The organism is Bradyrhizobium sp. 4 (genome assembly GCF_023100905.1).
Classification (GTDB): domain Bacteria; phylum Pseudomonadota; class Alphaproteobacteria; order Rhizobiales; family Xanthobacteraceae; genus Bradyrhizobium.
Genome location: NZ_CP064686.1, coordinates 715,544 through 728,725 on the forward strand (window position 1 = coordinate 715,544; position 13,182 = coordinate 728,725).

At 64.7% G+C, this 13,182-nt stretch carries 11 protein-coding genes; 4 read left to right on the plus strand and 7 right to left on the minus strand.

The window, feature by feature from the left end; all coding sequences use genetic code 11:
- The first annotated feature begins 27 nt into the window (after positions 1-27).
- On the plus strand, positions 28-1,197 hold the full coding sequence (pobA, locus tag IVB45_RS03395) for a 4-hydroxybenzoate 3-monooxygenase (RefSeq protein ID WP_247362845.1): 1,170 nt from the start codon (positions 28-30) through the stop codon (positions 1,195-1,197).
- Between the two features lie 238 nt (positions 1,198-1,435).
- The gene (locus tag IVB45_RS03400; protein ID WP_007599679.1) at positions 1,436-1,855 is read left to right on the plus strand and encodes a PaaI family thioesterase; all 420 of its coding nucleotides are present in this window, start codon (positions 1,436-1,438) and stop codon (positions 1,853-1,855) included.
- 5 nt (positions 1,856-1,860) lie between these two features.
- On the opposite strand, the gene IVB45_RS03405 is transcribed toward IVB45_RS03400, so the two are convergent.
- Positions 1,861-2,745: a LysR family transcriptional regulator gene (locus tag IVB45_RS03405; protein WP_247362844.1), complete on the minus strand. Its 885-nt coding sequence runs from the start codon at positions 2,743-2,745 to the stop codon at positions 1,861-1,863.
- 119 nt (positions 2,746-2,864) lie between these two features.
- Between IVB45_RS03405 and IVB45_RS03410 the strand changes: the two genes are divergently transcribed.
- On the plus strand, positions 2,865-3,500 hold the full coding sequence (locus IVB45_RS03410; protein ID WP_247283502.1) for a pyridoxamine 5'-phosphate oxidase family protein: 636 nt from the start codon (positions 2,865-2,867) through the stop codon (positions 3,498-3,500).
- Between the two features lie 131 nt (positions 3,501-3,631).
- Here IVB45_RS03410 and IVB45_RS03415 read toward each other — a convergent pair whose 3' ends face one another.
- Genes IVB45_RS03415 through IVB45_RS03425 form a run of 3 tightly spaced genes read right to left on the minus strand, consistent with a single transcriptional unit; the run spans position 3,632 to position 7,177 of the window.
- Positions 3,632-4,363: an ABC transporter ATP-binding protein gene (locus IVB45_RS03415; protein ID WP_027570159.1), complete on the minus strand. Its 732-nt coding sequence runs from the start codon at positions 4,361-4,363 to the stop codon at positions 3,632-3,634.
- Positions 4,360-6,129 carry a branched-chain amino acid ABC transporter ATP-binding protein/permease gene (locus tag IVB45_RS03420; RefSeq protein ID WP_051462974.1) on the minus strand — a complete coding sequence of 590 codons (1,770 nt, stop codon included), beginning with the start codon at positions 6,127-6,129 and terminating at the stop codon, positions 4,360-4,362. The genes IVB45_RS03415 and IVB45_RS03420 overlap by 4 nt, the downstream gene beginning before the upstream one ends.
- A 7-nt stretch (positions 6,130-6,136) precedes the next feature.
- Positions 6,137-7,177, minus strand: a complete 1,041-nt coding sequence (locus tag IVB45_RS03425) for a branched-chain amino acid ABC transporter permease (protein ID WP_247362843.1) — start codon at positions 7,175-7,177, stop codon at positions 6,137-6,139.
- Between the two features lie 176 nt (positions 7,178-7,353).
- Here IVB45_RS03425 and IVB45_RS03430 point away from each other — a divergent pair, with 176 nt between their 5' ends.
- Positions 7,354-7,875, plus strand: a complete 522-nt coding sequence (locus tag IVB45_RS03430; protein WP_027570162.1) for a MarR family transcriptional regulator — start codon at positions 7,354-7,356, stop codon at positions 7,873-7,875.
- 57 nt (positions 7,876-7,932) lie between these two features.
- On the opposite strand, the gene IVB45_RS03435 is transcribed toward IVB45_RS03430, so the two are convergent.
- The 3 genes from IVB45_RS03435 to IVB45_RS03445 all read right to left on the minus strand — a co-directional run bounded on the left by IVB45_RS03435 (position 7,933) and on the right by IVB45_RS03445 (position 12,958).
- The gene (locus tag IVB45_RS03435) at positions 7,933-10,029 is read right to left on the minus strand and encodes an EAL domain-containing protein (protein ID WP_247362842.1); all 2,097 of its coding nucleotides are present in this window, start codon (positions 10,027-10,029) and stop codon (positions 7,933-7,935) included.
- A 222-nt stretch (positions 10,030-10,251) separates the two neighbouring features.
- Entirely contained in the window at positions 10,252-11,535 is a 1,284-nt protein-coding gene (locus IVB45_RS03440) for a glycerate kinase (RefSeq protein WP_247362841.1), read from the minus strand.
- A gap of 193 nt (positions 11,536-11,728) precedes the next feature.
- Complete coding sequence (locus IVB45_RS03445) at positions 11,729-12,958, minus strand: ABC transporter substrate-binding protein (RefSeq protein ID WP_027570165.1); 1,230 nt, start codon at positions 12,956-12,958, stop codon at positions 11,729-11,731.
- Positions 12,959-13,182 lie beyond the last annotated feature (224 nt).

Consider the following 13,182-nt stretch of genomic DNA (forward strand, 5'->3'; position numbering starts at 1 on the left):
AGCCTACAGGATCGGGAGGAGCAAGTATTGCGGACAAAAGTCGCAATCATCGGGGCAGGGCCGGCGGGATTGTTGCTTGGGCAACTGCTGCACGGTTACGGCATCGACAATGTCATTCTGGAGCGGCAGAGCCCGGACTATGTGCTCGGCCGCATCCGTGCAGGTCTCCTGGAAGAGGGGACCGTCGCGCTGCTCGACCAGATCGGCGCCGGCGCGCGGGCGCATGCCGAAGGTCTGGTGCATGAAGGGATCGAACTCGCCTTTTCGGGGCGCCGGCACCGCATCGACATGAAGGCTTCGACCGGCAAGACGGTCATGATCTACGGCCAGACCGAGGTCACGCTCGACCTGATGAATGCACGCGCGGCCGCCGGTCTCACCTCGGTCTACGAGGCCAGGGACGTGCAGCCGCATGATTTCGACGGCAGTCACCCGCGCGTAACCTACGTGAAGGATGGCGTCACCCACACGATCGATTGTGATTTCATCGCCGGCTGCGACGGCTTTCATGGCGTCAGCCGCGCCAGCGTTCCGGCTTCGGCGATCGAGGAGTTCGAGCGCATCTACCCGTTCGGCTGGCTCGGCATCCTCTCCGAGACGCCACCGGTCAGCCACGAGCTGATCTATTCCAACCACGCCCGCGGCTTTGCGCTGTGCACCATGCGTTCGACCAGACGCAGCCGCTACTATGTGCAGTGCGCGCTCGATGACCATGTCGACCAATGGCCGGACGACCGTTTCTGGGACGAGCTCAGGCGCCGGCTCGACCAGGACGCCGCCGACAGCCTGATCACGGGCCCCTCGATCGAGAAGAGCATTGCGCCGCTGCGCAGCTTCGTCGCCGAGCCGATGCGCTTCGGCAGGATGTTCCTGTGCGGTGACGCCGCCCATATCGTGCCGCCGACCGGCGCCAAGGGGCTGAACCTGGCGGCCAGCGACGCGCATTATCTGTCGAGCGCATTTCGCGAGTTCTACGACGAAAAATCCAGCGCCGGCATTGATGCCTATTCGGCGAAGGCACTGGCGCGGGTCTGGAAGGCCGTGCGCTTCTCCTGGTGGATGACCTCGATGCTGCACAAATTCCCCGACACCGGCACCATCGGCGCGCGCATCCAGCTCGCCGAGCTCGACTACGTCACGCAGTCGCAGGCCGCGATGACGTCGCTGTCGGAGAATTACGTGGGGCTGCCGTTTTAGGACGGTCACCGTCATGCCCCCGCGAAGGGCGGGGCATCCAGTACGCCGCGGCCTCTCCGTATCACGTCGCCGTCTCTGGAATACTGGATCACCCGCTTTCGCGGGTGATGACAGTCCTGGTGAGGCGACGCCGCCGTCCATTTCAAACGCCCGCGCAAATGTCGTTTAAAACTTTGTAGGTGATGCAACCGTCACGTCCCTCGCGTTCAATGGCGGCAGCCACCAACGCGAGATGGACATGACCAGCACCGACATCCCCGCCGGCTTCGAGCCGCACTTTCGCAAAGCCCCGCTCACCGATCCCTGGGAGCCGCTTTACTCCAGGAAGACCGACAACGGCGTCACCGTGGGATTGCGGCTGGCAACACCGCACACCAACGCGCGCGGGCTGATCCATGGCGGCCTGATCGCGGCGCTGGCCGATGCCGCCATGGGCTACAGCTGCGCGCAGGCGACGGGCTGGACCACCTCGTTGGTCACGATCTCGCTGTCGGTCGACTATGTCGGCGCCGGCGAGATCGGCCAATGGCTGGCAGTTGAGGGTGAGGCGATCAAGACCGGCAGCACGATCTGCTTCGCGCAGTGCCTCGCGAAGGCCGACGGCGCCGTGATCGCGCGCGCCAGCGGCACCTTTCGCGTCGTGCCGAAGAAGGGGTGAGGGCGTCACCCAAATTTCCACTCCGCGGTCTCCACCACGAGATCGACGAAGGCGCGCACCTTGGCGGAGAGCAGGCGCGAGGTCGGGTAGACGATGTGGATTGGCAGCGCCGGCTGCTCGTAGTTCGCCAATACGATCTTGAGCCGCCCGCGCCGCAAGCCTTCGTCGGCCTGATAGGCCAGCACTCGGGTCACGCCGCCGCCGGCCTCGGTATATTGCAGGGCGGCGTCGGCGCTGTTGCTGGCGAAGCGTGGATTCGGCGCCACCTCGATGTCGCGGCCGTCCTGCTCGAAGCGCCAGTTCGCGGATGGACCGAAGGCGATGGTCTGGTGCGCGAGCAATGCCTCCGGCGTCTTCGGCTCGCCATGCCGCTTCAGATAGCCTGGCGTCGCCACCACGATCCGCCGCATCTCGCCGACCTGGCGCGCGACGAGCGAGGAGTCGGTGAGATGGCCGATCCGCACCGCAACATCGACGGCATCTTCCACGAGGTTGACGAGGTGGTCCGACAGCCGCAATTCGCAGGCGACCTCGGGATAGCGCTTGAGGTAGGCGATCATGACAGGGCCGACATGGAGCCGGCCGAAGCCGACCGGCGCCGCCACTACCAGCCGCCCGCTCGGCCGGCTGCGCTCCTCCCGTGCCGAGCCGTCGGCCTCCTCGACATCGGCGAGGATGCGACGCGCACGCTCCAGATAGCGCGTTCCGACGTCGGTCAGGGTCACTTGACGGGTGGTCCGCTGCAACAGCCGCGCCCCGAGATGCTCCTCCAGAGCCGCGATCAGCCGCGTCACCGCCGAGGGGGACAGCCGCAGCTTTCGTGCCGCCGGCGCGAAGCCGCGCAAATCGGCGACGGCGACGAAAACATGCATGGCTTCGAGGCGATCCATGGCATTGTTGCATATACCGCAATGATGAAGTGTCAAGCGGACCGATTGTTTTAGCCTGCGAAAAGTCCACTTTAGCTGGCGAAGACGCAGGGATGCGTCGGATTTCAGGAGATGGTCCGATGACGGCAACTCACACCTACGCCAGCGACGTGGCATTCACGCCGGCGGTGAAGTCGATCCAGACCCGAAAGGGATCACGCGAAGGCTATGCGCATGCCGAGCAGCGCGGCTGGCGCACCGAGGTCGATGAGAACCTCGCGGCGTTCCTGGCCGATGCCAACAGCTTTTATCTTGCCACCGCCTCGGCCGATGGCCAGCCCTACATTCAGCATCGCGGCGGCCCGAAGGGCTTCTTGAAGGTGCTGGACAAGCAGACGCTGGCGTTCGCGGACTACGCCGGCAATCGGCAATACATCACGCAGGGAAACCTGTCCGAAAATCCCAAGGCTTACATCTTCCTGATGGACTACGCCCATCGCCGCCGGGTGAAGATCTGGGGCGAGGCCCGCGTGGTCGAGGACGACGAGGCGCTGACGACATCGCTGATGCCGAAAGGCTATCGGGCGCGCCCGGAGCAGGTGATCCTGTTCAAGATCGAAGCGTGGGATACGAACTGCCCGCAGCACATCCCGCAGAAGTTCGACGCTGGCGATGTGGCAGCGGCGCTGGCGGCGAGGGATGCGAAGATAGCGGAGCTGGAGGCGGAGGTCGCGGCGCTGAAGGGGGAGGCGAACTCACCATCCAATGAAAGCTAGAGCGACTTGCGCGGGATGAGGGGTCCCTCTCCGCGAATGAAGCGCTTTCCGTTTGGATGGATACCCCTCATCCGGCGCTTCGCGCCTCCTTCTCCCGCAAGGGGAGAAGGGAAGAGGAGTTCACGGCGCACTTACAACACACTCGCGCCTTCGTGCTGGAAGCCGAGATAGCTGGCGGCGACGCGTTCATTCGCCGCGATGTCGCTGGCCTTGCCGCTGAGCACGAACTCGCCGAGCTCCATGACGTAGGCTTGATCCGCGATCTTGAGCGCGGCCTGCGCGTTCTGCTCGACCAGCAGCACGGAGACGCCGGCGGCACGCAACTCGGTGACGATGCGGAAAATGTCGGCGACGATGATCGGGGCGAGGCCGAGGCTCGGCTCGTCCAGCATCAGGAGCTTGGGCTCGCCCATCAGCGCGCGGCCCATTGCGAGCATCTGCTGCTCGCCGCCGGAGAGCGTGCCGGCGAGCTGCTTGCGCCGCTCCTTGAGCCGCGGAAACAGCGTGTAGACCCGCTCCATCGAGGCTTTCGCCTTGCTTCTCTCGATGCGGAAGGCTCCTAACTCGAGATTGTCCTCGACATTCATGGTCACGAACAATTCGCGGTGCTCGGGAACGAGGCCCAGCCCCATGGCGACGCGGTCCTCGATGTCGAGCCGCGACAGATCCTGACCTGCGAATGAAACGCGCCCCTTCAGCGGCAAAATGCCGATGATGGCGGACAGCAGCGTGGTCTTGCCGGCACCGTTGGCGCCGACGATGGTGACGATCTGGTTCTGGCCGACTTCGAGCGAGACAGAGCGCACGGCCTCGACCTTGCCATAGGCGACATGGGCGTCGGCGACGGACAACAGCGCGCTCATGCCGCCACTCCGAGATAGGCCTTGATCACTTCGGGATTGGTCTTGATCGTGGCCGGCGTTCCTTCCGCGATCTTGGTGCCGAAATCGAGCACCACGATGCGGTCGGCGAGGTTCATGACGAAGCCCATGTCGTGCTCGACGAGCAAGACGCTCATGCCGCCGTCGCGCAGCTCCCGCAGCAACGTCGCGAGCTGCTGCTTCTCCATGTGGCGCAGGCCGGCCGCCGGCTCGTCGAGCAGCAGCAGCATCGGATCGACGCACAGCGCGCGGGCGATCTCGACGATCCGTTGTTGTCCCAGCGACAGCGAGCCTGCGAGCTGATGCATCTGCTCGCCCAGTCCGACCCGCTCGATCTGGCGGGCGGCTTCGGCGAGCAGCTTTGCCTCATCAGTGCGGTCGAGCCGCAGCATTGAGGAAATCGGCCCCGAATGGCCGCGCAGATGCGCGCCGATTGCGACGTTTTCCAGCACGGTCATGTCAGGCACCAGCTTGACGTGCTGGAAGGTGCGGGAGATGCCGAGCTTGACGATCTCCTGCGGGGGCGCCCTGTCCACCTTGTTGCCGAGCACGGAGATCGAGCCCGAGCTGGCCGACAGCACGCCGGTGATCAGGTTGAAGGTGGTGCTCTTGCCTGCGCCGTTGGGGCCGATCAGCGCGACGATCTCGCGAGCCTGAACGTCGAAGGAGACGTTGTTCACCGCGACCACGCCGCCGAATTGCTTCCGCGCCTTCTCGACCTGAAGCAGGACGCTGGATTGGCCGGGCGAGCGGGTGCGCTGCTCCAGTTTCAGCGAAGTGTCCGGCTTCTTGCCACTGGTACGCTGGGGCAGGAACGACATCAGCCAGGGCCAGACGCCGCCGGGTGCGAGCTGGAGCAGCGCCACCAGCATGATGCCGAACACGATGGTCTCGACCTGGCCGGAGCCGGGCAGGATCAGCGGCAGGTAGCTCTGCAGCACTTCCTTCAGGACCACGACGAGCGCCGCACCGAGGACGCCGCCCCAGACATAGCCGGCGCCGCCGACCACGGCGATGAAGAGATATTCGATGCCGGCCTGCGCGCCGAACGGCGTCGGATTCACCGCGCGTTGAAGATGGGCGTAGAGCCAGCCGGAGAGGCCGGCAAGCACGGCGGCATGGATGAACACCAGCATTTTCGCCCGCGGCGTGTGCACGCCGAACGCCTCGGCCGCGACATGGCCGCGCCGGAGCGCGCGGATGGCGCGGCCGGTACGGGAGTCCAGCAGGTTCATCGTGAGCAGCGCCGAGAGGATTACGGCAACCCAGATCGCGTAGTAGATCGAACCGGGCGAGAGCATTTTGAACGAGCCGATCGATAGCGGTGGGATCGCCGAGATGCCGTCGTTTCTTCCCAAAAACTCCAGCTTGCTGAAGAGATAGAACAAGCCGAGTCCCCAGGCCAACGTGCCGAGCGGCAGATAATGGCCGGACAGACGGACCGTGACGAGGCCGAGCAGCACCGCCAACAATCCGCTGACCACCAGCGACAGCGGCAGCGTCAGCCAAGGCGACATGCCGTAGGTCGTCGACAGCACCGCGGTGGTGTAGGCGCCGAAGCCGACGAAGGCCGCTTGTCCAAACGAGGTCAGGCCGCCGACGCCGGTCAGCAGCACGAGGCCCATCGCGACCAGGGCGGTGAGGCCGACATTGTCCAGCAGCACGATCCAGAACGGGGGCATGCCCGGAACGAACGGGATCGCCGCCATGATCAGCGCGAAGATGAGGATGGGAAGCCGGCTCTGCATCTTGGCATCAGTCCTTTTCTTCCTCGACCGCAGGCGCCGCGAGCGAGCGCAGCAGCAGCACGGGAATCAAGAGCATGAAAACGATCACCTCCTTGTAGTTGGAGGCATAAAAGGACGAGAACGCCTCGACGATGCCGACGACCAGCGCCGCGACCGCGGTGAGGGGATAGCTGACAAGCCCGCCGATGATGGCGGCGACAAAGCCCTTCAGGCCGATCAGGAAGCCCGAGTCGTAATAGAGCGTCGTGATCGGCACGATCATGATGCCCGACAGTGCGCCGATGACGGACGCCAGCAGGAAGGCGATCTGCCCGGACAGCGTGGTGCGGATGCCGACGAGCCGGGCACCCAGCCGGTTCACGGCGGTCGCGCGCAGCGCCTTGCCGTAAAGTGTCAGCCCGAAGAACAGCCACAGCCCGACGATGAAGGCGATGGTAATGCCGTAGACCGTGATGCTCTGGCCCGTGAAGCGCAGCGCGCCGGTGGTGAAAGATCCGGCCAGCACGGCAGGTCCGCGCTGGCCTTCGGCGCCGAAGAACAAGAGGCCCAAACCCTGAAGCGCCAGGTGGACGCCCACCGAGGCGATCAGCAGCACCAGCACCGAGGTGTGCGCCAGCGGCTGGAATGCGATGCGGTAGAGAAACAGGCCGATCATCGCCACGATCACCAGCGACAGCGCGATGCAGGCCGCAACCGGCGGCTTCTGGGTGGCGTAGTAGACGGTCAGCGCCAGCACGATGGCCGGCAGCACGATGTTGGTGAGGACGCTGCGCAGCACCAGGCGTCCGTGCAGCGCCTTGCGCGCGGCGAACAGGTCGAACGCGAAGGCGCCAATGCCGAGGGCGAGCGCAAGTTTGGCCGTGCCCGGCATCTGGCCCGCGGCCAGCGAGGCATAGGTCAGCGCGCCATAGGTGACGAATTCGCCTTGTGGAATGAGGATGACGCGGGTGACGGCGAACACCAGCACCAGCGCCAGGCCGAGCAGCGCATAGATCGCGCCATTGGTGATGCCGTCCTGCAGCAGGAACAGCATGATGGTGGTATTCAAGACCGGACGCTCCCCCTCAAAGATTCAGGACCGGTCCCCTGATTGTGGTGGACGGTCCGCTCACAGCCATTGAACAGCGCTGACGATATTTGATATGGTCCATAACAATTATCAAATATAACATCAAGGGTGGCGAACGATCCTCCCGAACTTAACGGGATTGCGAGCATGAGGCGATGACCGTTTCCAAAAGCGCTGAAAAGTCCTCTGAAAAACCCGCCGAGACCGCCAAGGGCCGCAAGGACGCGGCCGACGGGCCTGGCGAAGCCCTCCAGCTCGGCGAGCTCTCGGAGCAGCTCGGCTATGTCCTGAAGCGGGCACAGCTCAAGGTGTTCGAGAACTTTCTGCGCTGCATGGCCTCGCTCCAGCTCACGCCGGCGCAGTTCTCCGTGCTGCTGCTGGTCGAGAAAAACCCCGGCCGTAATCAGACCGAGATCGCCTCCACTCTCGGCATCCTGCGGCCGAATTTCGTGGCGATGCTCGATAATCTCGAGAGCCGCGACCTTTGCGCGCGGATCCGCTCTACCAACGACCGCCGCTCGCACATCCTGGTGCTGACCGACAAGGGCAAGGCCGTGCTGGCCCGCGCCAAGAAGCTCGTCGCCACCAAGCACGAGGCCCGGCTGAACGAGCTGCTCGGGCCGTCCAACCGCGAAGCCCTGCTCGGGATGCTCTCGAAGATCGCCAACGAGTTTTGACGCTTTCATTGCTCCGAAGACGGAGCATCGAACCTGGAAACGCGGGCGGGGCGGCGGTTACGCCGCGGCGAACCGATCGGGCATGGCAGGTGCTTCCGCGAACAGGAAGCGGCGCTCGATTTCCAGGGCGGGCAAGGGCGGGCTGAACAAATAGCCCTGCATTTCCGTGCAGCCTTCCGCTGCGATCCGGTCCCGCTGCTCCTCGGTCTCCACGCCCTCCGCCGTCGTCGTCATGCCCATCCCGCGCGCCAGTGCCGCCACCGCCCGCACGATGCTGAGGGAGGCCGCATTGTTTTCCACGCCGCTGACGAAAGACCGGTCGATCTTGATCTTGTCGAAGGGGAAGCATTGCAGATAGGTCAGTGACGAATAGCCGGTGCCGAAATCGTCCATGGCGACCTTGATGCCCAGCGCCCGGAGCTGGTGCAGCGTCGTCAGCGTCCCATGCCTGTCCTGCAGCAGAACGCTTTCCGTGATTTCGATTTCCAGCCGCCGCGGATCGAGGCCGGAGGCCGCGAGCGCGCCGACGATCACCTCTGTCAGGCCCGGCTGGCGGAATTGCACCGCCGAGATGTTGACGGCGACGTGCAGATGGTCCGGCCATCGGCTTGCAGTGGCACAGGCCTGCCGGATCACCCATTCGCCGATCGGCACGATCAGGCCGATCTCTTCCGCAAGCGGGATAAAGCTGTTCGGCGCGACCAGTCCGCGCCCTGGATGTCGCCAACGGATCAAGGCTTCGAAGCCGCTGATCTCGCCGCCGTCGGTCTTCACGACCGGCTGGTAGTGCAGTTCGAACTCGCCGGCGGCAAGGCCGTTGCGAAGGTCCTGCTCCAGCGCGCGACGGCTTTGCGCCTCTTCGCCCATGGCCGGTTTGAAGAAGCAGTACATGCCGCGGCCGTCGCTTTTGGCGCGATACAGGGCCAGATCGGCATTGTGCAGGAGTTGCTCGGGCGTCGAGCCGTCGCCGGGCGCAATGGCGATCCCGATGCTCGCGCCCACAATAGCCTGGTGTCCGTCGAGCCCGAACGGAGCACTCAGGGTGCTGACAACATCGCGCGCCAGCGTGTCCGCTTCGCTCGAATCGGAAATCGGCGACTGGAGGATGACGAATTCATCGCCGCCCATGCGCGCGATCGTGTCGCTGTCGCGCGCGAGCTGCTTGAGGCGGCGGCTGACATCCTGCAGCAGGATGTCGCCGGCCTGGTGGCCCAGGGTGTCGTTGACGGCCTTGAACTTGTCGAGATCGATGTGGTGGATCGCGAACATCCCGCCCTGCTCGAGCGCCTGCTTGAGGCGCTGACCGAGCAGGGCGCGATTGGCGAGGTCCGTCAGCGCATCGTGGTGCGCCATATGCGCGATCTGCAATTCCGCCTTGCGCTGCTCGGTGATGTCTTCGTGGGTCGCCACCCATCCGAGATCGGGCATCGGTCGGTGCCTGATCTTGAAGGTTCGCCCGTTCCGCATCTCGACGATGCTGTCCATGGCCTCGGCCGACGTGGCGACATCGGTCCGCCATGTGGCGTATTCCTCCCGCGTCATCGCCGGCACGCTGCCGGCTTCGAAGCGCAGGTCGAGGATCTCCTGGAGCGGCGTGCCCGGACGAACGCGGTCGGGCGGCAGGCCGTACATTTCGATATAGTGCGTGTTGCAGACGAGCAGCCGATGGTCGGCGCTGAAGAAGCAAAGTCCCTGCGACATGTTGTTGATCGCAATGTCGAACTGAAAATTGCGCTCCTGCAGCCGCGCACTGAGCTCTTCGCGCTCGGTAATGTCCTCGTGGGTCGCCATGCCGCCGCCGTCGGGCAGGGGATGGATGGTGTAGGCGATGATTCTTCCGTCGGCGAACTGCTGGACCGTCTGCTCGCTGACGACCGAGCCTTCCGTGCGGGCGCGGACATAGGCGCCGGCTTCTCCGCCGATGTTCAGGCCCAGTTTGAGCCGATGCTGGATCAGGTCCTTGATCGGCGTTCCCGGGCGCACCTGCTCGGGCGAGAGCGCGTACATCTCGCGGTAGCGCGGATTGCAGAAAATGACCCTGCGGTCGCTGCCAAAAAGGATGATCCCAAGCCACAGATTATTGGCGGCGCACTTGAGCAGCTCGCCGAGCACGAGCGGATCAATGCTTGCGACCTCCTGATCACTTTGCGCCATGTGCGTTGCCCCCGGGACGACGCGATTAGAGCAGGCGGTGGTGAATCAGCCCAACAATACGCCCAGTTTCGGGACATGTTCCTGAAACTGCGGCGAATGCGAGGTTAAAGGCGGCGATGCCCGCCCCCTGGAAAAGAGGACGCCGACGAGAATTCAGAGATCGTTAACCAGGCCGTCCCGCCGAACCGCGCGCGGCGCCGGCGGGATGGCGATGCCGCCGTGTCAGTCGACCAGGATCACCCTGATGTCGTTCACATTGGTCAGCGTGGGACCCGGCAGCAGCAGGTCGCCCGTCGCCTCGAAGAACGTCGTCGCATCGTTGTTGTCGAGATAGGCCTGCGGCTGCAGCCCCTGCGCCGTCATCTTCGCGAATGTCGCCGCGTCGATCAGCGCGCCGGCGGGGTCGGTGGGATGGCCGGCACCGCCATCGGCGCCGTCGGTGTCGCCGGCGAGCGCGGAGATGTCAGGCGTGTCCTTCAAGAGGGCGGCGAGCGCCAGCGCGTATTCCTGGTTCGGGCCGCCGCGGCCATTGCCCCGCACGGTGACCGTGAGCTCGCCGCCGGAGAGGATCGCGACGCGCTTGCCCTGGGCGCGGGCCTGAAGCGCCAGCCTGGCGTGATCGGTGGCAACATCGCGGGCCTCGCCTTCGAGGTCGGCGCCGAGATCGATCGTCTCGTAACCGGCCTCATGCGCGAGTTTGACCGCAGCGTCGAGCGATTGCTTCGGACGTGCGATCAATTCGAAATGCGCGCGCGCGAACGCGGCGTCTCCCGGCTTGCAGCTTTCGTTGGCGGGGTCGTCCAGCGCGCGGCGAACGGCATCGTCGATGTCGAGCTTGTACCGGGCGACGATGGCGCGCGCATCATTGAGCGTGGTCGGATCGGGCACGGTCGGACCCGAGGCGATCGCGGAGGGATCGTCATGCGGCACGTCGGAGATCGCAAGCGTCACGATCTCGGCGGCATTTTTGCCCGCGCGCGCGAGCCTGCCGCCCTTGCTCCGCGACAGATGCTTGCGCACGACATTCATCTCGCCGATCGGAGCGCCGGAGCGGAGCAGCGCCTTGTTGACCGCCTGCTTCTGCGCGAAGCTGATGCCGTTGACGGGCGCGATCCAGTTCGCCGAGCCGCCGCCGGTGAGCAGCACCAGGAGCAAATCGTCCGGCCCGGCCTCGGCTGCGAGCGCAAGCGTATCGGCCGCGCCCTTCAGGCCGGCTTCGTCAGGCACAGGATGACCGGCCTCGACCACGCGGATGCGGCGGGTCGGTACGCCGTAGCCGTGACGCGTGGTGGCGATGCCGACCAGGCGCTCCGGTGCGATCCCGAGCGTGTCGAGATAATGCCGCTCGGCGGCGGCGGCCATCGCGGCCGCGCCCTTGCCGGCGGCGAGACAGATCACGCGTCCACTCGGAACGGGCCGCAAATGCGGCGCCAGCACCGTGTTGGGATGAGCGGCGGCAACGGCGGCGTCGTAGAGCGCGCGGAGCAGGGGGCGTCGGTCGGTCATGACGAAGGGCCTTGAGCGGGCAGGAAAGACGGGCGGCAAACGCGCCGCTCACCTGCCTACCGCATCATGCGCCAAAGCGTAAGCCGGCTTTGCCATCATTCGATTGTGCAATCGCGTGATCATAATCGACGCGCAAGCAAAAACCCCCTGCGATGGTTCGCAGGGGGTTTTCATCGTCGTGGGTATCAGGCGGTTAGCCGCCGACGTCGGCGCTGATCACGTCGCCGAACAGTTCCCACTTCTCGCCCTTGAACTTCTCGAGCTGGAGCTGGCTGATCGGCGCGAAATCGGTCGGCGAGGTGTTGATCTGCACGCCCGGCAGCAGCACTTCGGTGCGGAAGTCCTTCAGGCTGGCGGCCTGTTTCATGACGTTCGCGCGGGTGAGATCGTCGCCGCACTGCTTCAGGATCTGGACCAGGGTCTGCGCCACGCCGTAGCCGACGATAGTGCCGTGATCGAGCTTGTCGCCGTCAGGAAAGTACTTGTTCATGAAGGCGACGAAGTCCTTCATGCCGGGGTCGCTGTTCCACGTCGAATCCGAAATGTCCTTCAGATAGTCGGCGGAGATGATGTCCTGCGAGTTCTCGAACCCGGCGGGCTTGAGCACGCTGCCGACGGAGGCCGAGACGTTGTTGAGGAAGTGCAGCGGCTTCCAGCCGATCTCGGCCACCTTCTTGATCGCCTGCGCCGCGAATTTCGGCGTCGTGATGTTCATGAAGACGTCGGCGCCGGTCGACTTCAGCTTGACGATGTGGTTGTCGATGGTCGGCTCGGAGGTCTCGTAGCTCTCCTCCATGACGATCATCGACGCGGCCTTGGCGCCGAGGCCGTCCTTCAGACCTTTGAGATAATCCTTGCCGTAATCGTCGTTCTGGAACAGCACGGCGATCTTGGCGTCCGGCTTGTTCTTGAGCAGCCATTTCGCGTAGATCTGCGTTTCGCTCTGGTAGTTGGGCTGCCACCCCATCGTCCAGGGGAAGTTCTGCGGATCGTTCCACTTGGTGGCGCCGGTGGCCACCAGGAGCTGCGGCACCTTCTTCGAGTTCATGTATTTGTGGATCGCCGAGTTCGGCGGCGTGCCGAGCGAGTTGAAGATGAACAGCACCTCGTCGCTCTCGACCAGCTTGCGCGCCTGCTCCACCGTCTTCGGCGGCGAATAGGCGTCGTCGTAGCTGATGTAGTTGATCTTGCGGCCGTTGATGCCGCCTTCGTCGTTGATCTTCTTGAAATAGGCGGCTTCCGTCCGCCCGATGATGCCGTAGGCGGAGGCCGGTCCGCTGTAGGGCATGATGTTGCCGACCTTGATCTCGGTATCGGTCGCGCCGGTATCGTATTTCTTCTGGGCCGATGCAGTGGAGGCCGAGGCCGCAATGAGCGCGAGCGCCAGTGACGCGGCCGCAAGTTTGCCGGTGACAGCGGGCATTCCTATCTCCCTATTTTCTTGGTGTGTGTGCGTCCCTTTTCTTGTGTTGCCTGTTCTTGGTGACGCAGCCGCAATTCAATACGATTTACCTGATGCCTACAACAGAAAGCCCCTGCGGCGGGGTCGCAGGGGCTGCTTCTTTAGTAGTCAGGGACGGGCGCGCGCGCGTGTGCGACTGCGAGAAGGTGCATCCGTCTGAGTTGACGAGCCGATCAGGAGCGAGT